Origin of the sequence: Robertmurraya beringensis, assembly GCF_042433785.1 — a bacterium.
Lineage (GTDB): Bacteria > Bacillota > Bacilli > Bacillales > Cytobacillaceae > Robertmurraya_A > Robertmurraya_A beringensis.
The window spans coordinates 21490-48488 of sequence record NZ_JBHLUU010000108.1; the positions used below are offsets into that span (position 1 = coordinate 21490).

General features: G+C 38.3%; 25 protein-coding genes and 2 tRNA genes. 26 read left to right on the forward strand and 1 reads right to left on the reverse strand.

The window, feature by feature from the left end; all coding sequences use genetic code 11:
- Positions 1-15 precede the first annotated feature (15 nt).
- A complete protein-coding gene (yyaC, locus tag ACFFHF_RS15630; RefSeq protein ID WP_377058555.1) occupies positions 16-654 on the reverse strand; it encodes a spore protease YyaC in 639 nt (212 codons plus the stop codon).
- A 247-nt stretch (positions 655-901) separates the two neighbouring features.
- Between yyaC and ACFFHF_RS15635 the strand changes: the two genes are divergently transcribed.
- From ACFFHF_RS15635 to ACFFHF_RS15760, 26 genes are all read left to right on the forward strand, one after another.
- Entirely contained in the window at positions 902-1801 is a 900-nt protein-coding gene (locus tag ACFFHF_RS15635) for a mechanosensitive ion channel family protein (protein ID WP_160547702.1), read from the forward strand.
- Positions 1802-1806: 5 nt separating this feature from the next.
- Positions 1807-2004, forward strand: coding sequence for a DUF951 domain-containing protein (locus tag ACFFHF_RS15640; RefSeq protein ID WP_160547703.1), 198 nt, complete (start codon positions 1807-1809; stop codon positions 2002-2004).
- Positions 2005-2022: 18 nt separating this feature from the next.
- Positions 2023-4047 carry a molybdopterin-dependent oxidoreductase gene (locus tag ACFFHF_RS15645; protein WP_377058556.1) on the forward strand — a complete coding sequence of 675 codons (2025 nt, stop codon included), beginning with the start codon at positions 2023-2025 and terminating at the stop codon, positions 4045-4047.
- Between the two features lie 149 nt (positions 4048-4196).
- Positions 4197-5297: a redox-regulated ATPase YchF gene (ychF, locus tag ACFFHF_RS15650; RefSeq protein ID WP_160547705.1), complete on the forward strand. Its 1101-nt coding sequence runs from the start codon at positions 4197-4199 to the stop codon at positions 5295-5297.
- Positions 5298-5564: 267 nt separating this feature from the next.
- Complete coding sequence (locus tag ACFFHF_RS15655; protein ID WP_377058557.1) at positions 5565-6086, forward strand: phosphatase PAP2 family protein; 522 nt, start codon at positions 5565-5567, stop codon at positions 6084-6086.
- Between the two features lie 12 nt (positions 6087-6098).
- Complete coding sequence (locus tag ACFFHF_RS15660; protein WP_160547706.1) at positions 6099-7250, forward strand: glycosyltransferase family 4 protein; 1152 nt, start codon at positions 6099-6101, stop codon at positions 7248-7250.
- A 129-nt stretch (positions 7251-7379) separates the two neighbouring features.
- Entirely contained in the window at positions 7380-7667 is a 288-nt protein-coding gene (rpsF, locus tag ACFFHF_RS15665) for a 30S ribosomal protein S6 (protein ID WP_377058561.1), read from the forward strand.
- Positions 7668-7739: 72 nt separating this feature from the next.
- Positions 7740-8261: a single-stranded DNA-binding protein gene (gene ssb, locus ACFFHF_RS15670; RefSeq protein WP_066059769.1), complete on the forward strand. Its 522-nt coding sequence runs from the start codon at positions 7740-7742 to the stop codon at positions 8259-8261.
- 54 nt (positions 8262-8315) lie between these two features.
- Complete coding sequence (gene rpsR / locus ACFFHF_RS15675; protein ID WP_066059822.1) at positions 8316-8555, forward strand: 30S ribosomal protein S18; 240 nt, start codon at positions 8316-8318, stop codon at positions 8553-8555.
- 127 nt (positions 8556-8682) lie between these two features.
- Entirely contained in the window at positions 8683-9621 is a 939-nt protein-coding gene (locus tag ACFFHF_RS15680; protein ID WP_377058558.1) for a YybS family protein, read from the forward strand.
- A 28-nt stretch (positions 9622-9649) separates the two neighbouring features.
- Positions 9650-11623 (forward strand): DHH family phosphoesterase, encoded by a 1974-nt coding sequence (locus ACFFHF_RS15685; RefSeq protein ID WP_377058559.1) that lies wholly within the window; start codon positions 9650-9652, stop codon positions 11621-11623.
- Positions 11620-12069, forward strand: coding sequence for a 50S ribosomal protein L9 (gene rplI, locus ACFFHF_RS15690; protein WP_160547710.1), 450 nt, complete (start codon positions 11620-11622; stop codon positions 12067-12069). The genes ACFFHF_RS15685 and rplI overlap by 4 nt, the downstream gene beginning before the upstream one ends.
- A 129-nt stretch (positions 12070-12198) precedes the next feature.
- Positions 12199-13563: a replicative DNA helicase gene (gene dnaB, locus ACFFHF_RS15695; RefSeq protein ID WP_066059761.1), complete on the forward strand. Its 1365-nt coding sequence runs from the start codon at positions 12199-12201 to the stop codon at positions 13561-13563.
- Positions 13564-13754: 191 nt separating this feature from the next.
- Entirely contained in the window at positions 13755-15047 is a 1293-nt protein-coding gene (locus tag ACFFHF_RS15700) for an adenylosuccinate synthase (RefSeq protein WP_160547712.1), read from the forward strand.
- Positions 15048-15194: 147 nt separating this feature from the next.
- Positions 15195-15266: transfer RNA gene (locus ACFFHF_RS15705), tRNA-Glu, on the forward strand.
- A gap of 138 nt (positions 15267-15404) precedes the next feature.
- Positions 15405-15477: transfer RNA gene (locus ACFFHF_RS15710), tRNA-Phe, on the forward strand.
- Between the two features lie 378 nt (positions 15478-15855).
- Positions 15856-17331: a peptidoglycan DD-metalloendopeptidase family protein gene (locus tag ACFFHF_RS15715; protein WP_160547713.1), complete on the forward strand. Its 1476-nt coding sequence runs from the start codon at positions 15856-15858 to the stop codon at positions 17329-17331.
- A gap of 165 nt (positions 17332-17496) precedes the next feature.
- A complete protein-coding gene (yycF, locus tag ACFFHF_RS15720; protein WP_160547714.1) occupies positions 17497-18204 on the forward strand; it encodes a response regulator YycF in 708 nt (235 codons plus the stop codon).
- Positions 18205-18211: 7 nt separating this feature from the next.
- A complete protein-coding gene (walK, locus tag ACFFHF_RS15725) occupies positions 18212-20050 on the forward strand; it encodes a cell wall metabolism sensor histidine kinase WalK (protein WP_160547715.1) in 1839 nt (612 codons plus the stop codon).
- Positions 20047-21366 carry a YycH family regulatory protein gene (locus tag ACFFHF_RS15730; protein WP_160547716.1) on the forward strand — a complete coding sequence of 440 codons (1320 nt, stop codon included), beginning with the start codon at positions 20047-20049 and terminating at the stop codon, positions 21364-21366. The genes walK and ACFFHF_RS15730 overlap by 4 nt, the downstream gene beginning before the upstream one ends.
- Positions 21353-22162 carry a two-component system regulatory protein YycI gene (locus tag ACFFHF_RS15735; protein ID WP_340906095.1) on the forward strand — a complete coding sequence of 270 codons (810 nt, stop codon included), beginning with the start codon at positions 21353-21355 and terminating at the stop codon, positions 22160-22162. Before ACFFHF_RS15730 ends, ACFFHF_RS15735 begins: the two co-directional genes overlap by 14 nt.
- Position 22163: 1 nt before the next feature.
- Positions 22164-22958 carry an MBL fold metallo-hydrolase gene (locus ACFFHF_RS15740; RefSeq protein WP_340906093.1) on the forward strand — a complete coding sequence of 265 codons (795 nt, stop codon included), beginning with the start codon at positions 22164-22166 and terminating at the stop codon, positions 22956-22958.
- A 173-nt stretch (positions 22959-23131) separates the two neighbouring features.
- Positions 23132-24340 carry a S1C family serine protease gene (locus tag ACFFHF_RS15745; RefSeq protein WP_377058560.1) on the forward strand — a complete coding sequence of 403 codons (1209 nt, stop codon included), beginning with the start codon at positions 23132-23134 and terminating at the stop codon, positions 24338-24340.
- 171 nt (positions 24341-24511) lie between these two features.
- Complete coding sequence (locus ACFFHF_RS15750; RefSeq protein ID WP_340906089.1) at positions 24512-24670, forward strand: CxxH/CxxC protein; 159 nt, start codon at positions 24512-24514, stop codon at positions 24668-24670.
- A gap of 80 nt (positions 24671-24750) precedes the next feature.
- Positions 24751-25230, forward strand: coding sequence for a 23S rRNA (pseudouridine(1915)-N(3))-methyltransferase RlmH (gene rlmH / locus ACFFHF_RS15755; RefSeq protein ID WP_340906087.1), 480 nt, complete (start codon positions 24751-24753; stop codon positions 25228-25230).
- 644 nt (positions 25231-25874) lie between these two features.
- Positions 25875-26336 carry a hypothetical protein gene (locus tag ACFFHF_RS15760; protein ID WP_160547720.1) on the forward strand — a complete coding sequence of 154 codons (462 nt, stop codon included), beginning with the start codon at positions 25875-25877 and terminating at the stop codon, positions 26334-26336.
- Positions 26337-26999 lie beyond the last annotated feature (663 nt).

Sequence of the window (26999 nt, forward strand, 5' to 3'; positions counted from 1 at the left end):
AAAGGCCTCTTTTTGTTATTCTCTTCCACTAATTGCGTCTTTCGTTATGTGGTTTCCAATATTTTTCCACCTATTAACAGGTGGATAAGTAACACTTGCTTGATAAATTCCATTCGCTATGACTTTAGCCATTTTTAAAACTAAGTTCAATCTAGTGTTTTGTAGGACGAAGTATTCCATAAATCCACTCACATTAACAATTCCAGTGATATGGTAATCACCTACAGATGGAAGTTCTTTATTTACACCAGCTCCTGGTTTAACAGGGCCATCTGCCAGTTGTATGAAACCAACACTTTTGAGACGACCTAAGCAAGCATCAATCGCAATGATAATAGGATTAAAATGTTTCGCTTTGATGTCCTCAAGCTTTTCAGCTAAGTTCACCGCATGAATAGGGTCCTCGAGGGTTCCATAAACGTAAAAGGAGTTCAGTCTTTTCTCTTCAAGAAGTGTGCCGACGAGTGGTCCCAATGAATCACCTGTTGAACGGTCAGTTCCTATACAAACAAATACAATCGGACGTTCAATGGTAGCAACTGGTAGAATAGAAACTAGTTCAATTGCTAGTTTGTGAGAAGCACGTTGATCGTCATAGGAAATCCTTGCACCATTGTCTTCTTTCTTATCAAAAAAGCTAGATTTCAAGTTCACTGGGTCCACTCCTTCGTAAATTGTAGTAACAGTATACGGAAGAAAAACGAATTGTATACGTACTGTTTATGTAATTTGGAAAAAGGGTAGTTGGAAGGAGGAATTCCATTTTACTAAGCAGGTCTTGGGAACTCTTTGGTAGAAGGGGTATAGGTAATTTGAAGGAGGAAACCCTTTATACTACAAAGGGAGTATGGAAATTGATAAAATAAGTAAAATCTCCAACAATATATGATGAGGTGGTTTAATGAAATACTGGGAGAAAATATTAAATGATATAAAAGAAAAAGCAATGAACGAAGATTTATGGCTTTCTTTAGGAGAAGGAGCACTGAAGATTATTGCGATTTTTATCCTTTCAGGCATTTTCATAAAAGTTGGAAAAGTGATGATTGAAAATGTCTTTAAAGTCAGAACTCGTTCTCCATTACGTGTATCGGAGCGAAGAGAGGCAACTCTTTTAAAGTTGCTACAAAATATCCTAACGTATGTAGTGTACTTTATTGCCTTTATGATGATATTATCAACATTAACCATAGATGTAAGTGCGATGCTTGCAGGGGCAGGGATCGTTGGACTTGCCGTTGGTTTTGGAGCACAAAACCTTGTTCGTGATATTATTACAGGATTCTTTATTATTTTCGAAGATCAATTTTCAGTTGGTGACTTTGTTCGAATTGGACAGTTTGAGGGAACAGTTGAAGAGATTGGATTACGAACAACAAAAATTAAGACATGGACAGGGGAACTTCATATTTTACCAAATGGTAATATTACGGAAGTAACAAACTTCTCTCTGTATAATAGTATGGCAGTTGTTGATTTAAGCATTTCGTATGAGAGTGATATTAAAAAGGCAGAAACCGTGATTTCTGAACTCTTACAAGAAATGCCTGCTAAATATGAGGATATCATTAAAACACCTGAGATTTTAGGAGTGCAAAATTTAGCTGCCTCCGATGTTGTCTTGCGTATAGCTGCAGAAACATTACCGATGAAACACTTTGTTGTAGCACGCTTGTTACGCAAAGAACTAAAAGAATGGTTGGATCAAAATGGAATAGAAATCCCTTATCCTCGTATGGTTATGTACTCACGTCAAGATGAGGTTACTTCTAAGAAGGCATGGGGAAATGAATTGGAGTGAGAGCATTGGAGCAAAAGGAATTTAACTTGAATGACGTGGTTGAAATGAAAAAGCCACACCCATGTGGAGCCAATCGTTGGAAAATCATTCGTTTAGGCATGGATATCCGTATCAAATGTATCGGCTGTGACCATAGTGTGTTAATTCCTCGAAAGGAATTTTCACGGAAGATGAAAAAAGTGTTAGAAAGAGCGGAGAGCTAGAGAAGTAGGGGGATGAGTATGGCGAACACGTATACTTCTGCATGCCCGTTAAATTGCTGGGACAGCTGTGGATTTAAAGTAACAGTCGAGGATGGAAGGGTAACTCGGGTGGAAGGCGATGAAACCCACCCGATTACAAAAGGGAAAATCTGTGGAAGGGGTCGAATGCTTGAAGCACGAACCAATTCTGCTGAACGAATTCTTTACCCTTTAAAAAAGATAAATGGTGAGTTTCATAGAATACCATGGGCCCAAGCACTAGATGAATTGGCTGAAAAGATGTCTTGGCTAAAGAAAAATAAGGGGACCACTTCTATTTTGCATAGCCATGATTATGCCAATGGAGGTTTGTTGAAAAATCTCGATCAACGGTTTTTTAATGGTTATGGTGGTGTAACAGAGTTAACGGGCTCACTATGCTGGGGGGCTGGAATTGAAGCACAAAACCGGGATTTTGGTGATGCATACAGTCATGCCCCAGGAGATGTACTGAATAGTAAAAATATCGTGATATGGGGTAGAAATGTAGCTAGAACGAATATGCATTTTTATTCTGCTCTACAAGAAGCAAAACGTAACGGAACCAAACTTTATGTAATTGACCCGTTATACAATGCAACTGCGAAACTAGCCCATAAACATATTACGGTTAAGCCAGGCACAGATGGAATTCTAGCAGTAGGTATCATGAAAGAGCTCCTACGTTTAGAACGGGCTGACATAGATTTTATTGAAAAATATACGGTTGGATTTACTCATGTGAAGGAATTAATTCAAACCGTTTCTCTTGAAGAGATTAGTAGAATAACGGAAGTATCGATAGATGTTATGACAGAGCTTGCTCATTTATACGGTGATAGACCCACATCCACTTATTTTGGCCTAGGAATGCAACGTTACGGGAATGGGGGAAATACCATTCGTCTCATTGATGCATTGGTTGCTATAAGTGGAAACATTGGGATTCGCGGTGGTGGAGCAAATTATGCGAATAAGCAGGTAGGACAGAGCTTTCAGTTTGGGGAATTAACATTACCGGAGCGACGGAAAGAAGCCCGCCACTTTACTATGATGAAGCAGGCAAAAGGGATTTTAGAAGCAGTGAACCCAACAATTGAAATGATTATTGTTACTTGCGGAAATCCGATTGCACAAGTTCCTAATACAAATGAGTTGATAAAGGCATTTTCCTCTGTTGATACGGTGGTTGTAATTGATTCGTTCATGACAGATACAGCAGAAATGGCTGATTATATTCTTCCGACGACAACGGCATTTGAAGAGGAAGACATCTATTATTCTTCCATGTATCATCATTATGCTAACTATGGTCCAAAGCTTGTGGAATCACCTGGGGAAGCAAAATCAGATTTGTGGATATGGACAGAATTAGCTAACCGACTTGGTTTTGGGGAGGATTTTAACTACTCTAGAGATGAATGGATGACAATGGCCATTCACCATTTAGAGGGTAAAGGAATTACGCTCCAAACATTTAAAGAAAATTATCATGTAGAACTTCCAGTAGATGAAGTTCCATGGAATGATTTTCATTTTAAAACCCCAAGCGGCAAATATGAGTTTGTCTCTAATCGAGCGATCCAACAGGGGGAGGATGGACGTTTATCTTTGTCCCTACCTAATGAATCGATCATTACTAGCCCTGAGTTAGCTCAGAAATATCCTTATCAGCTCTTAACTATTCATCCCATGCGTTCAAACCATTCTCAGCACTATCATTTATTTGCTCAACAACCAAAGCTTCGAGTTGAATTAGCAGCAAATATTGCAGAGGATCTTCATTTAGCAGAAAATGATTTTGTAGAAGTATGGAATGAGCGTGGAGCGGTAAAAGGCTATGTTCAAATCCTTACTAATGCACATCCAAATACCATTAACATAGATGAGGGCATTTGGAAGAAGTATGGAGGATCGGTCAACCTTCTTACCCCAAGTGAGGAATCGGATAACGGACTGGGAAGTACTTTGTATGATTGCTTAGTAAATATTAGAAAAGTAGAACAAGATGAAACTGCCGTTTAGGCGGATTCTTCTTGTTCTTGTTTTTTTGCTATCATATCTCTATAATTGTTTAAGGCTAAAGGCTTTTATAAACTAGAAAAAATTGAAATAAATAGATATAGTTGTATCGACGAATTTTGGTGCGAATATATAAATGAGGAGTGACTTTGATGGCACTAACAGCAGGAATTGTAGGTTTGCCGAACGTAGGGAAATCTACATTATTTAATGCGATTACCCAAGCAGGAGCTGAATCAGCGAACTATCCTTTCTGTACAATCGATCCGAACGTAGGAATTGTAGAAGTTCCAGATGAAAGACTACAAAAATTAACAGAGCTTGTTCAACCGAAAAAAACGGTACCTACAACGTTTGAGTTTACTGATATTGCTGGGATTGTAAAGGGTGCGAGTAAAGGGGAAGGTTTAGGAAACAAGTTTCTTTCCCATATCCGTGAAGTGGACGCCATTTGTCAGGTTGTACGCTGCTTTGCTGATGATAATATTACTCACGTTTCTGGTAAGGTAGATCCAATTGACGATATTGAAACAATTAATCTTGAGTTAATTTTAGCTGATCTTGAATCAGTAGAAAAAAGACTTGCGCGTGTTGGGAAAATGGCGAAACAAAAAGATAAGGATGCTGTTTTTGAAGCAGAAATCCTTGAAAAGTTGAAGGAAGCGTTTGAAGCGGACAAGCCTGCTCGTACAGTCGAGTTTACTGAAGAACAAATGAAGGTAGTAAAACAACTTCATTTGTTAACGATTAAACCGGTTCTTTATGTGGCTAATGTAGGGGAAGAAGATGTTGCGGACCCGTCTTCAAATGAATACGTACAAAAAGTGAGAGAGTTTGCTGAAAAGGACAATGCACAAGTCATTGTCGTTTGTGCAAAGATTGAAGAAGAAATTGCTGAGCTTGAAGGGGAAGAAAAGGAAATGTTCCTTTCTGAGCTGGGTATCGAGGAATCGGGTCTTGATCAGCTAATTCGTGCGGCTTATCATTTACTAGGATTAGCAACGTACTTTACGGCTGGAGTACAGGAAGTTCGTGCATGGACATTCCGTAAAGGGATGAAGGCCCCTCAATGTGCAGGAGTTATCCACTCTGACTTTGAGCGTGGGTTCATTCGTGCAGAAACCGTTGCTTATGAAGATTTACTAGCTGGCGGTACCATGGCTGCTGCTAAAGAAGCTGGTAAAGTTCGATTAGAAGGAAAAGAATACGAAGTAAAAGACGGAGACATCATTCATTTCCGTTTTAATGTATAAGAAAAGCGCAAGCGCCCTGTTCAGCGCACGACAGGCCTGGAGCGCTCCAACTGAGATAAAGGAAACACGAAGAGCGAGAGGCGCATTCGTGATTGACTTATCGTAGGGCGGAGAGCGAAGGACACTAGGCGCTAGGGCGCTGGAGCTGGACAAAATGAGAACCACCTTGAGAAATCAAGGTGGTTTTTTACGTTTTCTTAACAGTAAATCAATCTGGTTTCAATGTTTACCACTTAAACTGAAAGCATTAGAAAGGAGGGGGTATAAGTGAAGCGAACAATGGATTGGATTGTGAAATCAGATGAAATCATATTCTACTTATTAAACAAGCAACCGTTATTCCTTATTCAAATCTTTAGATGGGTTACTCATTTAGGAGGGGCTCTTTGCTCTATTGGAATACCTTTATTCGTTTGGTTGTTTGGTCCGTTAGAGCTTAGAGAGGTAGTTATCGTTGTTTACTTTTCTTTGACCTTAAGCCATTTGTTTGTCTTTTTAGCAAAGAGACAATTCCGACGACTTAGGCCCCATTTATCTACAATGCAAGCGACCATACATGGTCCGGAACTAAAGGATCCTTCCTTTCCATCTGGCCATTCTACAGCCATATTCTCAGTTGTTACACCTTTTATCTTATTTGATCCATTTTTAGCTCCTTTTTTGTTTCCTCTTGCAATTATGGTCGCACTTTCTCGTGTTATACTTGGCGTCCACTATCCAACTGATGTGCTAGCAGGTTCGTTACTAGGTACACTTACCGCATTGGGATTTTCTCATTTATATTTTTAGGAGGGGATCAGTTTGAGAATAGCTATTTTTACTGACACATTTTTTCCGCAAGTAAACGGTGTAGCTAAATCATTGAAAAGATACTCTGATTACCTACTACAAAAAGGGCATGACGTAGAAGTATTCGCACCTGAACTCGAGGGAAGTAATCCTTATCCCTATGTTCACCAATTTATGAGCATTCCTTTTTTTATCTACCCAGAATGTCGAACAGCATTGGCTCTGCCGAATACCATCCTTGAACGAGTACAAGCTTTTTCTCCAGATTTTATCCACGTGGCTACGCCATTAACGATGGGAGTACTAGGCTCCCATGCAGCTAAAAAGTTACATATTCCAATCATTTCTTCTTATCACACACACTTTGACCAGTACCTGGATTATTACAAGCTCAGTTGGATATCTCCGATTCTGTGGAGATATTTAAAATGGTTTTATTCTTCCTCAGAACGAATTTTTGTTCCCTCCCAGGAGACATTAGCGCATCTCCAAACAAAAGGCTTCACGAACCTATCTATATGGACGAGAGGGGTCGACTGCTCTCTTTTTCAACCTTCTAACCAAACGGTCAACATTCGAGAGAAATATAATATAAAATCCCCCATAATTCTCCTTTACGTAGGGAGACTTGCACCAGAAAAAGACCTATTTACATTACAAAAAATGATTGAACATTTCTCGGAAAAGTGGAAAGAAAGCGTCCATTGGTTAATTGTAGGGGATGGTCCTAGTTTTGGGGAGATATCTAGTCTATCAAATGAGAACAAAAATATAACAATGACGGGATACTTAAGTGGAAATGAGCTAGCTTCTTGTTATGCAGCCAGTGATTTATTCGTTTTTCCATCACAAACAGAAACATTTGGGAACGTAGTATTAGAGGCGCTGGCAAGCGGAACTCCTGCCATTGTTTCTAATCGTGGAGGAGTAAGTGGAATTGTAGAGCATAACAAAACAGGAAAGATATGTGAGGCTGGAGTTTACCAGGATTTTATTAAGGAAACGGAACAATTAATCAATCATAAAGTAAGCAGGCTCATTATGGGGAAAAATGCAAGAGAATATGCACTAAAGCAAACATGGGAAGGCATCTTCGACGAATTAATCAGTGAGTGTAAACGAACGATTAAGCAGAAAATAGTCACTTTAAAAAAGAATGCTTAACTGTAAACCAAGAGTGCCTTTAATCAAACCTTGTGTTTCGTTTCTTGCTGTGGTATAATTTCTTCTTGTGAGTAATGAATATTGCTCCTTGCCCAATTGGGCCGTTTAGACCAAAAGGAGGTGAACGTGATGAGAGCGTACGAAATTATGTACATCATCCGCCCAAACATTGAAGATGAGGCTAAAAAAGCCTTAGTTGAGCGTTTTAACACAATCTTAACTGATAATGGTGCGGAACTTACTGAATCAAAAGAGTGGGGAAAGCGTCGTCTTGCATACGAAATCAATGATTTCCGTGATGGCTACTACCAACTTCTTAAAGTTAATTCTAATGCAGCTGCAGTGGAAGAATTCTCTCGCTTAGCAAAAATTAGCGAAGATATTATCCGCCACATGGTTACTAAAGACGAGAAATAAGAATAGATAATTACTTCTAAATGTGATGTTTCACATGAAACATTAGACGTAGAAGAAAGGGGGTTGATTCTGATGATGAATCGTGTTGTTCTAGTCGGTCGATTAACAAAAGATCCTGAATTACGCTATACACCAAATGGTGTTCCTGTTGCTACTTTTACGCTTGCTGTCAATCGTACGTTTACGAATCAGCAAGGAGAAAGAGAAGCGGATTTCATCAACTGTGTGATTTGGCGTAAACCTGCAGAAAACGTAGCAAACTTCTTGAAAAAGGGAAGTCTTGCTGGTGTAGACGGTCGTGTTCAAACACGCAGCTATGATGGACAAGATGGTAAGCGAGTATATGTCACTGAAGTATTAGCTGAAAGTGTCCAATTCTTGGAGCCAAGAGGTGCTTCTGGTGGTTCTGCTCCTGGCGGGAACGCAGGAGGCTTCGGTGGTCAAAGAGAAGCTTCACCATACGGGAATAACAATCAGAATCAACCATATAGAAACAACAACAATAATAACCAAGGTTATACTAGAATGGATGAAGACCCATTCGCAAATGACGGTGGTCAAATCGATATTTCCGATGATGATTTACCATTCTAAAAAATCCTTGAAAATACGATTTTTATTATAAAAAGGAGGGAAATACTCATGGCAATGGGCGGAGGACGTAGAGGTGGACGCGCTAAGCGTCGTAAAGTTTGCTTCTTCACAGCAAACGGAATCACTCATATCGATTACAAAGATGTAGATCTTCTTAAGAAATTCATCTCTGAGCGTGGTAAAATTTTACCTCGTCGTGTAACAGGTACAAACGCTAAATACCAACGTAAATTAACAGTTGCTATCAAGCGTTCACGTACTATGGCATTACTACCATACGTTACTGGTGAATAATGAGCGGAGAAAGACACCCTTAGTGGTGTCTTTTTTTATATTTAGCTATAACGACGAATCTGTATGAGTTGAATCCATCTCCAGAACTAGATAAAATAGAAGTGATGCAATTAAATGAGGTGAGGGATTGAAAAATGTTCGACAGTTAACAACAGGAGCTTTATTACTAGCTATTTATGCAGCTCTTCTCTTGTTAACAACATATATGCCCATATTAGGGATGGTTACCAATTTGTTCTTGGTATTACCTTTTATTCTTTTTGCGTATAAAAATGACCGCAAAAGTATGCTAGTGTTTTTTGTAGCCTCTATTTTATTATCACTAATAGTGGGAACAATATTTGCCATCCCATTAGCCATTACCTTTGGTCTAACAGGCTTAGTGATGGGAGACTTTATTAGAGAGAAGAAAAGCAGGGAAGCGATTTATTTTGGTGGTTCTATAGCGTTTCTATTCACCGTCGTGTTGACTTATGCTATTTCAGTCGCTTTTTTTCAAATCGACTTTATTGATGAAACGATAGCTGCAACCAAAGCTTCCATAGAATCTTCCCTATCAATCATGGAATCATTAGGACAAACTCCAAATGAGAAGGAGATGGAAGAATTACTTGCTGGAATAGAGGCGGGAAGGTATTTGAAGCCAACTTTGTTTGTGATGGCTGCCTTTCTTGCTGTGTTCTTTATTCAATTAGTTTGTTTTCCTATAGCAAAACGTTTTCAAGTTGAAATTTCTAACTGGAAACCATTTCGCTATCTTCAGTTGCCAAAAAGTATTTTATGGATCTACTTATTTTCCATCATTGCTTCAATGATTTTTAACCCTGAAGAGGGAAGTTTTGCTTTTATGGCCATTGTAAATATCGCCTTTTTGCTTCAATGGTTAATGGTTTTACAAGGTTTGGCCTTTATTTATTACTTTAGTCATGCAAAGAAGTTTCCTAGGGCAGTACCGATAATGTTCACAATTGGAGTCTTGTTATTTCCACAATTACTTTATATTGTCCGGATATTAGGTATAATTGATTTAGGCTTTGATTTAAGAAAAAGGATCAAAAATCAATAAAATACACTACTGTGTGGGAGCTGAAATTATGCCTTCTTATCTAGAAAAGCGATCGATTCGCTACCCCATCTACGCATTAATTGCCATAACAGTGGTGCTTCTCGGATTAATTGCTATGTACAATTGGTTACTAGGCTTAATCGGATTAATAGTAGCATTTCTTCCCTTTTTCTATATCTTTCAGCTTGAAAGAAAACAAAGAAAAGAAATGGAAGAATACATAACTACATTGTCCTATCGAGTAAAAAAAGTGGGCGAGGAAGCGCTCATGGAAATGCCAATCGGTATTATGTTAATTAATGATGACTACTATATCGAGTGGACGAACCCGTTCTTAGCTTCATGCTTTGAAGAGGATACACTGGTTGGTAGGTCGCTCTATGATGTGGGTGAATCACTTATTCCTTTAATCAAGCAAGATGTTGAAACCGAAATCATCACGATTCATGAGCGTAAATTTAGAGTCATTCACCGTCCTGAGGAAAGACTGTTGTACTTCTTTGATGTAACGGAACAAACAGAAATTGAAAAGTTATATGAAGATGAACGAACCGTCATTGCAATTATTTTCTTAGATAATTATGATGAATTAACGCAAGGGATGGAAGATCAGACAAGAAGTAGTTTGAATAGCCTTGTTACATCTATTTTAAATAAGTGGGCACAGGAAAATGGAGTGTTCCTTAAAAGAATAACATCTGAACGCTTTATTGCTGTATTCAATGAAAATATCATGCAATTGCTCGAGAAAGGAAAGTTTTCTGTCCTTGATGATGTGAGAGAAACGACTTCAAAGCAAAATGTTCCATTAACCTTGAGTATAGGAGTAGGTTCTGGTGTCTCCTCCCTGCCAGAGTTAGGCTCGTTAGCACAATCAAGTCTTGATTTAGCGCTAGGTCGTGGTGGCGACCAGGTGGCGATTAAGTTAACCAATGGTAAGGTAAAGTTTTATGGTGGAAAAACGAATCCTGTTGAAAAACGGACAAGAGTACGTGCTAGGGTCATTTCGCATGCTCTTAAGGAGCTTGTTACAGAAAGCGACAAGGTCATCATTATGGGGCATAAAAGTCCGGATATGGACGCTATTGGAGCTTCAATAGGTATACAAAAGGTTGCCCAAATGAATGAGCGTGATGCTTATATCGTCCTAAATCCAAACGATATTGATACCGGTGTTCAAAGATTGTTAGAGGAAATCAAAAAGCATGAATCATTGTTTGAACGTTTTGTGACACCAGAACAGGCTCTAGAGCTTGCCACGGAGGATACGCTTTTAGTGGTCGTTGATACACATAAACCATCATTAGTTATTGAAGAGCGTTTATTATCAAAAATTGATCATGTTGTGGTAATTGATCATCATAGAAGAGGAGAAGATTTCATCCAAAGTCCGCTTCTTGTTTATATGGAGCCATATGCGTCCTCTACAGCAGAGCTCGTTACCGAGTTATTAGAATATCAGCCAAAACGGGGAAAGATTGATATGCTGGAAGCAACAGCTCTTTTAGCTGGTATTATCGTTGATACCAAAAGCTTTACTCTTCGAACGGGAGCTAGAACCTTTGATGCAGCGTCTTATTTAAGAGGACAAGGGGCCGATACGGTTCTTGTACAAAAGTTTTTAAAAGAAGATGTGGATTCTTATTTGAAACGTGCTAAATTGATTGAAACGGTTTATTTTTATAAAAAAGGGGTCGCCATTGCAAAGGGAAGTAACACGCAGATGATCGACCAAATATTAATTGCACAAACGGCAGATACCCTGCTGACAATGGACGGAATTCAAGCGTCATTTGTTATTTCGAAGCGATCAGATCAAACGGTTGGAATTAGTGCCAGGTCGTTAGGTGACGTAAACGTCCAAATTATTATGGAGAATCTAGGCGGTGGAGGCCATTTAACAAATGCAGCAACACAGCTGACTGATGTAACGATTGAGGAAGCAGAAGAAAGACTGCAAACGGCCATTCACGAGTATACGGAAGGGAGAAAGAAAGAATGAAAGTAATCTTTTTGAAGGACGTAAAAGGAAAAGGAAAAAAAGGTGAAGTGAAAAATGTTGCCGATGGGTATGCACAAAATTTCTTGATTAAACAGGGACTTGCAGTAGAAGCAAATTCAACAAATGTTAGCACCCTTGAGGGACAGAAAAAGAAGCAAGAAAAGGTAGCTGCTGAAGAGCTTGCTGAAGCAAAAAAACTAAAAGAAACGATTGAAAAAATCACAGTCGAATTAAGTGCAAAAGCTGGTGAAGGTGGACGACTTTTTGGTTCAATTACTAGTAAGCAAATCGCAGAAGAGTTGCAGAAAAAGCATAATATTAAAATTGACAAACGTAAAATTGAACTAGAAGATGCGATCCGTGCTTTAGGCTATACAAAGGTACCAGTAAAGCTTCACACCGAAGTTCAAGCTACTTTAAACGTACACGTAAAAGAAGTAAACTAAATTTGGAAGTTCCATTTCGGTATATTCATGATAAAATAGAGTAGCTAACAAAATGTGACCCGTTTTACTGGTCACATTTTTTCTAGTTTTCATCATTTCCTCTAAGAAAGCAAAGGGAGGTTACTATAAATGAATGATTTATATGCTGACCGTCTCCCTCCTCAAAATATAGAGGCTGAGCAGGCGGTTTTAGGTGCGATATTTTTGGAACCATCTTCTCTTACAATGGCATCAGAAATATTAATACCTGATGATTTTTACCGAGCGGCACATCAGAAAATTTTTCAAATGATGTTACAGCTGAGCGACAAAGGAAAAGCCGTCGATCTAATAACTGTGACAGAAGAGCTTTCAGCTGCAAAGCTTCTTGAAGATACTGGTGGAGTTAGTTATTTAAGTGAATTAGCTGGTTCGGTCCCGACAGCTGCCAATATAGAGTACTATGCTAAGATCGTTGAAGAAAAATCTTTGCTTCGACGATTGATCCGTACTGCAACAACGATTGCAACGGATGGATACACACGAGAAGACGAAGTTGAAGTGTTATTAGGGGAAGCAGAGAAAAGTATTTTAGAAGTATCCGGTCGAAAAAATGCTGGTGCTTTTCATAATATAAAGGACGTTCTTGTCCGAACATATGACAATATTGAAGTCATGAATAACCGCGTGGGTGAAGTAACGGGTTTAGCAACAGGGTTCTCAGAGCTCGACCGTATGACAGCAGGGTTTCAACGGAATGATTTAATCATTGTAGGAGCACGTCCATCCGTTGGTAAAACAGCCTTTGCCTTAAATATTGCGCAAAACGTTGCATCGAAAACCGGTGAGAATATTGCTATTTTTAGTCTCGAGATGGGCGCTGAACAGCTTGTTATGCGTTTGCTTTGTGCAGAAGGAAATATTGATGCACAAAGGCTTAGAACGGGTTCATTAACAGATGAGGACTGGGGTAAGCTAACGATGGCTATGGGAAGCTTATCGAATGCTGGTATCTTTATTGATGACACCCCAGGGGTAAGAATTACAGATATTCGTTCAAAATGTCGCCGTTTAAAGCAGGAACACGGTCTAGGTATGATTTTGATTGATTACTTGCAGCTAATCCTAGGAAGTGGGCGATCCGGCGAGAACCGTCAACAAGAGGTATCAGAAATTTCCCGTTCCTTAAAGGCTCTTGCTCGTGAGTTAAAAGTACCTGTGATTGCCTTATCACAGCTTTCCCGTGGAGTAGAACAGCGTCAAGATAAGCGTCCAATGATGTCAGATATCCGTGAATCAGGAAGTATTGAGCAGGATGCCGACGTAATTGCCTTTTTATATCGTGATGATTATTATGATCGTGAATCGGAAAGTAAGAACATTATCGAAATCATTATTGCGAAGCAACGTAATGGTCCGACTGGAACTGTATCATTAGCTTTTGTGAAAGAATATAATAAGTTTGTTAACTTGGAGCGGCGTTTTGATGATAATGGAGTTCCACCTGGAGCTTAATAGATTAGAATAATAACAGACTAGCTGAACTGGCTAGTCTTTTTTCTATGAAAAAGAATCAATTACGAACAAAAAATATTAATCTTACAAAAATCGTTCGGGTTTTATTGACTTTTAGCTGTTCAAATTGGTAAACTAATCTTGTTTGATTTGCACGAAAAAAAGTTAGTTACCTTTGGAGGTGCTGTTATATGTCATCAGTAGTTGTAGTTGGAACACAGTGGGGAGACGAGGGAAAAGGTAAGATCACAGACTTTTTATCAGAAAATGCAGAAGTGATCGCTCGTTACCAAGGAGGAAATAATGCCGGTCATACGATTAAGTTTGGTGGAGAAACGTATAAGCTTCATTTAATTCCATCTGGAATCTTCTATAGCGATAAGGCTTGTGTGATTGGAAATGGGATGGTAGTAGATCCAAAAGCTTTAGTAAAAGAGCTTGCTTATTTACATGACAAGAATGTTACAACAGATAATCTTCGCGTGAGCAACCGTGCACATGTTATTTTGCCTTACCATTTGCGCCTTGATGAAGTAGAGGAAGAAAGCAAGGGAGCCAATAAGATTGGTACGACGAAAAAGGGAATTGGCCCAGCTTATATGGACAAGGCAGCGCGTATCGGAATTCGTATTGCTGACCTACTTGACCGTGAAGTGTTCGAGGAAAAGCTAGCACGTAACTTAGAAGAGAAAAATCGCTTGCTTGAGCGTATATATGAGACTGAAGGCTTTAAGATTGAAGATATTCTTGATGAGTATTACGAGTATGGTCAACAAATTAAGCAATATGTGTGTGACACTTCAGTTGTGTTAAACGATGCACTTGATGAAGGACGTCGTGTTCTTTTTGAAGGTGCTCAAGGAGTTATGCTAGATATTGACCAAGGTACATACCCATTTGTTACATCTTCCAATCCTGTTGCAGGTGGAGTAACAATCGGATCGGGTGTAGGTCCTACGAAAATTAAGCATGTAGTTGGGGTATCTAAGGCTTATACGACTCGTGTAGGGGACGGTCCTTTCCCAACGGAGTTAGATAACGAAATTGGTCACCAAATCCGTGAGGTTGGCCGTGAGTACGGTACAACAACAGGACGTCCGCGTCGTGTCGGTTGGTTTGACAGCGTAGTCGTTAGACATGCTAGAAGAGTCAGTGGAATTACAGATCTTTCTTTAAATTCTATCGACGTGTTAACAGGGATTGAAACGTTAAAGATCTGTGTGGCATATCGATACAAAGGGGAAGTAATTGAGGAATTCCCAGCAAGCTTAAAAACATTAGCTGACTGTGAGCCAGTCTTTGAAGAGCTGCCAGGTTGGACGGAAGACATCACAGGCTGCAAATCACTTGCTGAGCTACCAGCAAATGCTCGTCACTACCTAGAGAGAATTGCACAGTTAACAGGTATTCCATTGTCTATTTTCTCTGTAGGTCCAGATCGTACACAAACAAATGTTGTGTTAAATCCATGGAGACAAAGCTAATCCATTTCATTTCAATATTCGCCACTAAAAGTAGTGGCGAATATTTTATTTAGGAAAAAATAAATTTTTTATAAAATACATATTGCAATCTATAAAGCTATTATGCTAATATAAAAAACGTCGTCATAATATGTCGAATTAACACATGGCCCCTTGGTCAAGCGGTTAAGACACCGCCCTTTCACGGCGGTAACACGGGTTCGAATCCCGTAGGGGTCATCACACTATTCCAATCTCTTCAAAGGCAAGAGGTTGGAATTTTTATAAATACATAAATACGGCTCAGTAGCTCAGTCATTTGAAGAATCAGGACGAAGGACGAAGCAGTACTTATCTAGGGAATATTATTATATATATGGCTCAGTAGCTCAGTCGGTAGAGCAAAGGACTGAAAATCCTTGTGTCGGCGGTTCGATTCCGTCCTGAGCCATCTATGAAAGAGGAGTTTGTCCTATGACAAATTCCTCTTTTTTGTTACAGAGATGTAATATTCAAGTAAAATTCTTCCAAGAAATTTGTCGAATTAAATTTCGGTGATTTATAGTAAAATGAAAGCGTTTCTATTAATAAACGCTGTTATATCAATGTTTTGCTAGGAATTCTTCAGAAATTACCAATCTATTCATTCGACGAGCCTTTGTAATATAATGTCATTAATTATACAATTATGTTACATATCAAGTGCTAGTAAACTCTTGATGGCTTATTTATGGTAAAGTAAAGAAGGCTTATTATGCAACTAAGTAAAAATAAAAAGAGTTAAAAGCACTAAAAGTGTTTTGTTGCGCTAGTCTAGGAGGATTAGAGAATGGTTTTTTTCAATAAGAGACTTTCCGAACTAACGATCAATACATCTAATAGTCTAAAACCTACAATAAAAAAGGTAGCTATATCAGCAATGGCATTAGGAGCACTTACATTTGGTGTAGGTTCTGCATCTGCTAATGGCTCAAAATTAAGCACGGTATACTATGTATATATGAATAAAGAATACGTTGGTACTGTTTCTGACAAAGAAGTGGTTCAAGAGATTCTAGATGAAAAAGTAGAAGAGTTTAAGCAATCGTATACAAATTTAGATTTAGCCGTTGATTCACAACTTACATATGTTTCAGAGCAAGTGTTTGGTTCTACTGCTAAAACAAGTGACGAAGAAGTTGCAGAAATCATTCAAAGTAAACTGGCCGTTCAAGCTAATGCTTCAGCCTTAGTTATTGATGGAAAAGCAGTAGCTTACTTAAAAAGTGAAGCTGAGGCGGACCAGGTGTTAAATGCTTTAAAGCTAAAGTATGTTACACAGGAGCAACTAACAGAGTTGGAAACTCGTAAGGCAACTCCTGAAGTGGTATTACCTACGCTAAAGGAAAATGAAGTTCGTCTATTAGACGTTTCATTCACAAAAGAAGTTTCACAAAATGTAGAGAAAGTTACACCAGATAAAATATTAACTGTTGAGGAAGCAGTTACCTTTTTATCTAAGGGTACTTTAGAAGAAAAGAAATACTCTGTGAAAGAGGGAGATGTGTTAGGTGGAATTGCCTCAGCACATGGAATGGACATGGCACAGTTATTATCCATTAACCCTGGTATGACAGAAGATAGTGTAATAAAGATTGGGCAAGAATTAAATGTAACCTTCCTCCAACCCCTTCTACAAGTAGTAGTTGTAAAAGAAGAGGCAAAAAAGGAAACCATCGCATTTGCTAATGAAGTAATAGAAGATGGAGCTATGTATAAAGGCGATACAAAAGTAGAGCAAGAGGGGAAAGAAGGAGCTCGCGAGGTAACATATAAAGTCTCCGAGCAAAATGGAATACGTGTAGCTCAAGAGGTTACGAGCGAAAAGATCCTTCAAGAACCTGTTAATTATATTGTTAGAAAAGGGACAAAAGTTGTTCCATCTCGTGGAGATGGATCCCTTGCGTGGCCGGCAAATGGCGGTTATGTTTCCAGCCAAATGGGCTTTAGATGGGGCAAACAACATAAAGGTATAGATATTGCACGTCCTAGTAGTGGAACTATTAAAGCTGCTGACAATGGAACAATCGTATCTGCTGGGTATGATGGCGGGTATGGAAATAAAATTGTCATTGATCATAATAACGGGATGCGTACCGTTTATGCACATTTAGCTTCTATCAGTGTAAGTGTTGGTCAAACGGTTGTTAAGGGCTCAGCTATCGGTGTTATGGGTTCAACTGGAGATTCAACAGGTGTTCATCTTCACTTTGAAGTTTATAAGAATGGTAGTTTAGTAAACCCACTAAATTATGTAAATAGATAATATATTAATACCTCTAGTGAAAACTAGAGGTTTTCTATTTCTTAATGAAGTGATTTGCCTTCTAAAAACGTGAATTCATAGGCATATCATGATAAAGTAAGGACTATGAACAGTAAAAATAGCGGAAGATAAAATAAATAGACAGCCAAAAAAAGGAGCTATGAAATGGAAAAACGTATACTTGTTGTCGACGATGAAAAACCGATTGCTGATATCCTTCAATTTAACTTAAAAAAGGAAGGGTATGATGTATATTGTGCCTATGATGGTAACGAGGCATTAAAGATGGTAGAAGAAATTATGCCAGACTTAATCTTACTAGATATCATGCTTCCTCAACGAGATGGCATGGAAGTATGTCGTGAAGTACGTAAAAAATATGAAATGCCTATTATTATGCTAACGGCTAAGGATTCTGAAATTGATAAGGTACTTGGTCTTGAGCTTGGCGCAGATGACTATGTAACAAAGCCATTTAGTACAAGAGAATTAATTGCTCGTGTGAAAGCAAATTTAAGAAGACATCAAACGAATATAAGTCAGCAAGAACAAGATGAGACAAATGAGATTGAACTAGGCTCATTGACGATTCATCCAGATGCTTATATTGTATCGAAGCGGGGGGAGATGATCGAGCTTACTCATAGAGAGTTTGAACTACTTCACTACTTAGCTCAGCATATCGGACAAGTGATGACGAGAGAACATTTACTGCAAACCGTTTGGGGCTATGATTACTTTGGCGATGTTCGTACAGTCGATGTAACAGTTAGAAGACTACGTGAAAAAATTGAAGATAACCCAAGTCACCCTACATGGATTGTGACAAGAAGAGGGGTTGGATACTATTTGCGAAATCCTGAACAGGAGTAATCAGTAAATGAAAAAGGTTGGTTTCTTTCGATCTATTCATCTTAAGTTTGTAATGATTTATGTATTGTTAATTTTAATTGCAATGCAAATTATCGGTGTCTATTTTGTCAGACAGCTTGAAAGTACCTTATTAAGAAATTTTGAAACCTCTATTGAAGAGAGAGTTAATCTTTTAGCCTATTACTTAGGGGAAGAATTGGGCAAGGAACGTAACACCGATGATGAGGGGCCCACTCTGGAAGAGGCTGTAAAGAAGATACTGTCTGATTTGAAAACGACAGATATTTCAGAGGTTCGTTTAATTGAGGCAAGTACTCAAAGAATTATTGGCACATCAGATCCTTATAATCAAGGAATCGTAGGTCAAAGATCTACGGATACATTAATTAGACGAGTCATTGCTACTTCTGCCGATGAAGGGGAAGATGTTACTCAAATAGATCCACAGACTGGAAACCGGATTTGGATTTTAGTTACACCCGTTCGTTCTGATGATGATGTGACTGGTGCTATTTACTTGGTAGCGAAAAAAGAAAATGTGTATTCACAAATGAAGACCATTAATAATATTCTTGCCACAGGAACGGGTATTGCATTATTGATTACAGCAGTACTTGGAATTCTACTTGCACAAACGATTACAAGGCCTATTTCTGATATGCGAAAGCAAGCACAGGCAATGGCAAAAGGGAACTTTTCTCGAAAGGTGAAAGTTTTCGGATATGATGAGATTGGACAATTGGCCATTACTTTTAATAATCTCACAAAAAAGTTGCAAGAGGCACAAGCAACCACTGAGGGAGAACGTCGAAAGTTAACATCTGTTCTTTCCTATATGACAGATGGTGTGGTAGCTACCGATCGAAAAGGACGTGTAATCCTCATTAATGAACCTGCAGCAAAGCTCTTGAGCGTTTCACGTGAAACAATACTATCTAGCTCCATTGTGTCTTTACTAGGCTTAGAAGAAGACTATACGTTTGAAGATTTACTGGTAGAGAAAGAGTCACTTATTTTGGACTATAGCACGGCTACAAAGCCTCTGATTCTACGGGCGAATTTTTCGGTCATTCAAAAGGAAACTGGATTTGTGAACGGTCTAATAACGGTTCTTCATGATATTACGGAACAAGAGAAAATTGACTTAGAGAGACGAGAATTTGTTGCCAATGTGTCACATGAGTTACGGACACCTTTAACGACGATGAGAAGTTACTTAGAAGCATTATCAGATGGTGCCTGGAAGGACGAGGAAATCGCTCCAAACTTTTTAAGTGTTACGCAAACAGAAACAGAACGTATGATACGTTTAGTAAATGATTTGCTTCAACTTTCCAAGATGGATAGTAAGGATTATCGACTAAAGAAGGAATGGCTTAATTTTGTTGATTTCTTTAATCGAATTATTGATCGTTTTGAGATTATAAAGGACGAAAATACTGTTTTTGAACGAAAACTATTAGAGCAAGGTGCCTTTGTTGAGGGAGATCAGGATAAGCTTACACAAGTTCTTGATAATATTATTTCGAATGCCATGAAGTATTCCCCACAGGGTGGAAAAATCACCTTTAAAATGGAGGAAAGGGAAGATCATATTATAGTTAGTGTTAGTGATCAAGGAATGGGCATTCCAAGTGAAAATCTTCAGCAGATTTTTGAACGATTTTACCGAGTGGATAAAGCAAGAACTAGAAAGCTTGGTGGGACAGGTCTGGGACTAGCCATCGCAAAAGAAATGGTAGAAGCCCATGGAGGAGAGATTTGGGCCGAAAGTGTGGAAGGGAGAGGGACGACGGTCTCATTCACCCTCCCTTATGATCGAAATGAGGAGGATGACTGGACATGAAGTATGAAACGATAAAGTCTATCGTCCTATTAATTCTTGTCGTTTTTAGCATTCTTCTTACGTGGATGTTGTGGACATATCAGCCCAATTATGACACTTTGAAGGAAAGTGGAAACACCGTTGAAGAGGTATCGCTTGGTGAAACAAAGGAATTGAGCAAAATTGTCCGCCCTGAAAGACTGTTTTTCCATCAAGGGGAGAAACACTATGGTACATTTGATTCCTTTGAAATTGATCAAACAATGAAAGAATTAAGCTTATGGGGATTTAGTGAATTTGAAGATATTTCGGATTTAGTGAAAAATATCCCGTCGTTTATTTATGATAAAAATGCTTTAGAACTTATTTTTCCTGATATTGTTCCTTTAAAGGAGTATCGTAGCGCGTTACAATTACCTAGTAATGATATTCCTAAAAGTAACTTTGACCGAATTGTTATTGATTTAGAGCCGGAAACAAGAGAGGGAGGAGTCGTATATTTTATTTCCTCGAAAGAACAAGAAGTGCTTCGGGCCTATGTTTCAGCCTCTTATATTAATGACTTTAAAGAACGTTATTTAATGGACATAAGTGCGAATGAAAAGTTTGCTCTTTATGAACCAATTAACCGGGAAAGTTTTACGATGCTTAGAAAAGATCCAGTAAAAATTGCCTTATATAAATATCTATATTTGAAGATACAAACGGAAAAACTTCGGGATGCTCTGTTTAGTGACCCCAATTTAGTGTCCAAAAATTATAGTTCCTTCGGTGAAGAATATACCGATACTACTACATTGATGAGTGTCAATTATGAAACCAATACGGTTTCCTATCTAAAAACAGAAAATGTAGAGAGTGGAACAACCACGAAGTCGGAAAATCTCCTGGAAAAGAGCATTGATTTTATTAACAGCCATGGGGGTTGGACGGATAATTATCGATATGTAGGAATGGACCAGTCGGAACAGGTGATTTTATTCCGTTTATATGATTTAAGTGGTTACCCAATCTTTGGCGATAATGGAGTATCAGAAATTTTACAAATCTGGAATGCTAGTGAGATTAATAAGTATTATCGAAGTAACTTTATGTTAGGAAGTAGAGTGGAAGCCACTGAAATCACTCTGCCCTCTGGTACAAACGTGCTAGAGCAACTGACAAATATTGAGGGTTTTGACCTTGATTTTCTTCAGGATCTTACGATAGGCTATCACATGTCTAAGGATAGCCAGGATGTAATTTTTTTAGAACCTGCTTGGTATTATAAGTATAATGATGAGTGGAAAATGGTGCCCAGCAGTGAAGATGGAGGGATAAAGCATGGATTGGAGTAGAATAAAAACCATCTTTATCCTTTCCTTTTTCGTGTTAAATATCTATCTTATGAATGAATTCTTAAAGATACGTACCGCAACCAAGTATGAATATGCGACCAATCCTTCTTTAGAAAACCGATTAAAGGCGGATGAAATCTCATACAATGATCTTCCAAAAAACTTTGAAAAGGACAAGTACTTAAGTACGGTACCGAGGGTGTTTTCAGAGGAAGAGGTTGAAATGCTTATTGATACTACACTCAGCGGTCAAACCATTACGATAAGGAACAATCAAAACATTGAATCCAAATTAGATACACCCCTAAAAGTGAGTAGCAAAGGTCAACCACCTGAATTAGATGCGTTTTTAAAAGGCTCAGTCATTAATGGTGACCAGTATCGTTACTGGGGAAGAGATGAAAACGAAAAAAGCATTACTTACTATCAGCAGTACCAAGAAAAGCTACTATATAAAAATCCAAGCGGCCAAATCACGTTCTATTTAAATAGCGATAATGAAGTAGTTTCCTATAAACAAACACTCCTTGATAAAATCGAGGAGCTGTCGGAAGATGAAAGAATTATTCAGCCCATCAAAGCGATAGAAACACTTTATGAAAATGGCTATTTACCGTATGGAACAAAGATAGAAAGAGTCGAGTTTGGTTATTACACACTTGTTCGTTTAACTTCTTCACAGGTATTAACACCTGCGTGGCGCTTTGTGTTAAACGGAGGGGAGAATTTATTTGTGAATGCCTTTGAAGGACAAGTCATTCAACTAAAGGACGAAGAAAATAATTGGAGTGAATAGTATGTCATTGCATTTTAGTATCCTAGCGAGTGGGAGTACAGGGAATGCGATTTATGTAGAATCGGAAGGTCAATCCTTCCTAGTAGACGCAGGACTAAGTGGGAAGCAAATGGAAGCACTTTTTCAAAAAATTGATCGTGATATTAGTAAGTTGTCTGGACTTTTTGTTACCCATGAGCATAGTGATCATATTAAAGGGGTCGGAATATTAGCGAGAAAGTATAATCTTCCTGTTTATGCTAACGCTAAAACATGGGCGGCTATGAACCATTTAGTTGGGGAAATTCCTGTCGAGCAGAAATTTACTTTTGATATGGAAACGGTAAAAAGCTTCGGTGGAGTGGATATTGAATCATTTGGGGTGTCTCATGATGCGGCTGAACCCATGTTTTATGTATTTCATCAGGATGGAAAAAAGCTCGTCTTAATTACAGATACAGGTTATGTTAGCGATCGTATGAAGGGAATCATTCATAACGCAGATGTGTTTGTTTTTGAGAGCAACCATGACGTTCAAATGCTTCGCATGGGAAAGTATCCATGGAGTATTAAGCGCCGAATTTTAAGTGATGTTGGACATGTATCGAATGAGGATGCAGCTATTGCGATGAGTGAAGTAGCTGGTGATCAAACAAAGCGTATTTATCTAGCTCATTTAAGTCAGGATAACAATATGAAGGATCTAGCAAAGATGGCTGTTGAGCAAACACTTCAAAGTAAGGGCATCATCATTGGAGAGCAATTTGATTTATACGATACCGATCCGAAAGTTCCAACTGTGTTAACGGCGGTATAAAAGGTGATTCCGACTTTGTACTGCACCCCAAAAGTTAGAGTAGAAATTTAACTTTTGGGGGTCACTTCACTTTCGGGTCACCTTTTTGGTTTATTCTCAAGCAAGAAGGGATTATATTATATATATAGATACAAACTACATAGATCATGATTGTTTGAAAGGATTGGTGAATCGTGGGTTATTATGATCAAGACTACGAAACACGGTACAGAAAACAAAAAGGAAATCGAGGAGGATACTTTTTAGCAAGTCTAGTTGGAGCCATTTTAGGTGTTTTTCTTATTGTGGTTGCTTTGCCTCGAATTGGCTTTGGTGTTCTTCCATATTCAACAGACTCGGATGTAGAAGAAGGCACAACAAACAACGACGCGGTTAGGACAGAAAATGTTAGCCTAAACGTAGTGACAGATATAACAAAGGCAGTAGAAAAAGCTGGAGATGCGGTTGTTGGAATTACAAACCTTCAAACGACAAGTTTTTGGTCAGAATCGAGTAGACAGGAAGCAGGATCAGGATCAGGTGTTATTTATAAAAAATTGGATGGCAAAGCGTACGTTGTAACAAATCATCATGTAATAGAAGGGGCAAACTCGCTTGAGGTCACATTGTCTGATGGAACAAAGCTTGAAGCCAAGCTAAGAGGTAGTGATGTTTGGACCGATTTGGCTGTACTTGAAGTGGATGGAAGCAAAATTGAAACCATTGCTGAGTTTGGGGATTCTGATGCCTTAAAAATTGGTGAACCAGTGATCGCCATTGGAAATCCACTTGGAGCAACGTTTTCAGGCTCTGTTACACAAGGAATTGTATCAGGTTTAGAGCGTGCGATTCCTGTTGATATTAACCAAGACGGAGCGATTGATTGGCAGGCTGAAGTACTCCAAACCGATGCAGCGATTAACCCAGGTAATAGTGGGGGAGCACTAATTAATATTAGTGGGCAAGTGATTGGTATTAACTCGATGAAGATTGCACAAAGTTCTGTTGAGGGAATTGGTCTCTCCATTCCAATAAAGTCTGCTGAGCCAATCATTAGTGACCTAGAGGAGTTTGGTGAAGTAAAGCGACCTTACATGGGAATTCAACTTCAATCAGTAAATGAAGTATCAGCGTATCATCAGAAAGAAACACTGAAACTTCCGGAAGATGTAACATCTGGAGTGGTAATAATGACAGTGGATCCAAATTCACCTGCAGAACAAGCAGGGTTAGAAGATTTGGATGTGATTGTTGAAATGGACGGTGATCCAATTAAGGATGTTATTGATTTAAGAAAGCATCTATATAATAAAAAGAAAGTCGGAGATCAGCTGAAAATTAAATTCTACCGTGCTGGAAAGCTTCAAGAAACAACGATAAAGCTGGGTGGAAATACGTTATAGTTGTGAGAGAAATGCAGGCTTACGGTCTGCATTTCTTTTTTGTGGATAGAAATTTCATGATAGTTTTGGTAGGATGGGAAAGGAATGTGGATAAGTTTTGGATAAACTATATATAAGATATCCACATAGGATTTTGTTGAAGTTTGGAGAATCTTGAAGGAGGGAAATAACATGATTTATTGCTGTGAGGAACACGTAGATCTTGCCATAGATACGGTCGTAGATGAGTTTGAGACATTTCCAACCTTAATGAAAGTTGAGGGAAATGAGTTATCAACAACCTGTGAATATTGTCGAAATGATGCTATATATATGGTAGGGAACAAATGATCCTATACAAGATGTGGATGAAAATTGTGGACATGTGGATAACTTCTGTGGATATCTTGTTCGTAAAGTGAGGATGAAGTGTGAATATCTCATTATTAACAATTGGCAAACTTAAAGAGAAATACTTAAAGCAAGGTATCGATGAGTATTTGAAAAGACTAACGGCATATGCCAAAGTCGAAGTGATTGAGCTTCCAGATGAAAAAGCTCCAGAGCAATTAAGTGACATTGAAATGGAGCAGGTGAAGAATAAAGAGGGAGAACGGCTGTTAGCAAAAATTTCTCCAGACACATACGTCATTGCGCTGGCGATTGAAGGAAAGCAACGATCGTCAGAAGAGCTGGCGGATATGATTGATAAGTTAGCTACATATGGAAAAAGTAAAATTGCCTTTGTAATTGGAGGTTCGCTCGGCTTAAGTAAGGATGTACTGAACCGTGCGGATGAAAAGTTATCATTTTCTAAAATGACATTCCCGCATCAACTAATGAGGTTGATCTTGCTCGAACAGGTGTATCGGGCTTACCGGATTAATAGAAATGAACCTTATCATAAGTAAATGAGGTTTTTAACCAAATGCCTCTCCTAAGGATGGGGAGGCTACAACAGCAGAAGTTCAGGTTAAATATCCAGTCTGATTAATAGACGGAAGAATTCCGCTTAATTTATAAATTGGCTGGAATATTGGTTAAATAGACGGAGAAATTCCGCCTATTGACTCAAAAAACGTGAAAATGAGGGATTTTGGTCAGCTTAATCGGAAAATCTCCGCTTATACACCATAAAAATAGCTCCGTTCTGTATTTAACCGGAAAAACTCCGGTTATTTGGTTGTCGGAGGTTACGTGAGTAAGGACGAGACAACTTATTTAAGCAAAATGAAGTTTTTAAGTCAAATGCCTTCTAAGGATGGGGAGGCTAAAACATACAATTTTCATCAGTAGAAATAGAAGTGATGCAAATTTTATTGAAATTTTTAGAGAAATTGGTTGAAAAATTTTAGAATACTTTTAAACTAAAAATAACTCTATCCCCAAATTCCTCTGCAACACGTTCTTCTCACCTTTCTTTTTTATTTTTTATGTCCTATTTTACCTTCACGAGTCAAAACCGCATTTAACCTCTTTTTTACTTCACATTAATACCCGCTAATTCTAAAAATTTATTCGAAGTTAAAAAATTATATATAGGAGATGATTCATCGTGGCATCGAATATGTACGCTATTAAATGCCCATGTTGTGGACGTTCTGCATTTGAAGATTATTATTACAAAACTCATGAGCAGCACACCTTTTGTATGAGATGTGGTTATTATTACAACAAAGTAATTGAGAAATATACGAAAGAAAATATTGAATATAAGGAAGAGACGAGTGAAGGGCACGGTATGTGTATATTGGTAAATAAAGACGGAAGTAGAGAAAACGTGATTTTGAATTGTAGTCTAACAGACGCACAATTAGAAGAATTAAAATCAAAAATCATGGACAAGAATGTTAACCAAGATAAAAGCTACTTAGTTTCTCATGAAAACGGGGAATTTTCGATCCTATTTGGAAACCCGCCTGAAAATTTTTATTTGTCATTTGAAGAGTATCGAGAAAAGATGTTTGCGAAGTATGGAGTTCCAGATTATGATTTTATGGTTCCGATTGAGGAATAGTTATAATCTTCTTCTTTAGAGGATATTGAGGATAGAGGGGATCTCAAATTTAGCTAAATCATTTGTGGTTTGTCAGCGAATTTTGATTAATTGATAGATTATGAGGAGAAATGCTATGGGATTTGAGGAAGAATACCAAGCCTTTATAAAAGTCATTTGCAGGTAAGAACTGGTGAAAGGTTGCGACGCTTACAAGAAGGTCACACCCATGGTGAGAGGATGTTTTTAAAGCAAGTGTGGTAGCCGTTACTATTGAAGTCGAGCAGCATTTGAAGTTAAGTGACAAGACGGTTAAAAAAATACTTTCCCAACTAGTCGATAAAAACATGCTGATTCCCGCATAAGGGACATGAGGATCCGTTCTTACCGCTTGGGAGAACAAGTTAAATATCCAGTCTGATTAATAGACGGAAGAATTCCACTTAATTTATAAATTGGCTGGAATATTGGTTAAATAGACGGAGAAATTCCACTAGCATTGCATATGTATCCACAGGCAAAAAAATATATTTAAATAGCCCCCTATCAATTGATAAGGGGCTATTTTTATGGACGAAAGCAAAAAAATCTCCTAAAGTAGAAGCTGAACCCACGTTATCCGTGACTGCGACTAAAGGAGACTTTCATGGATAACATCATATCAAATCAAACTGTATTTAGTAA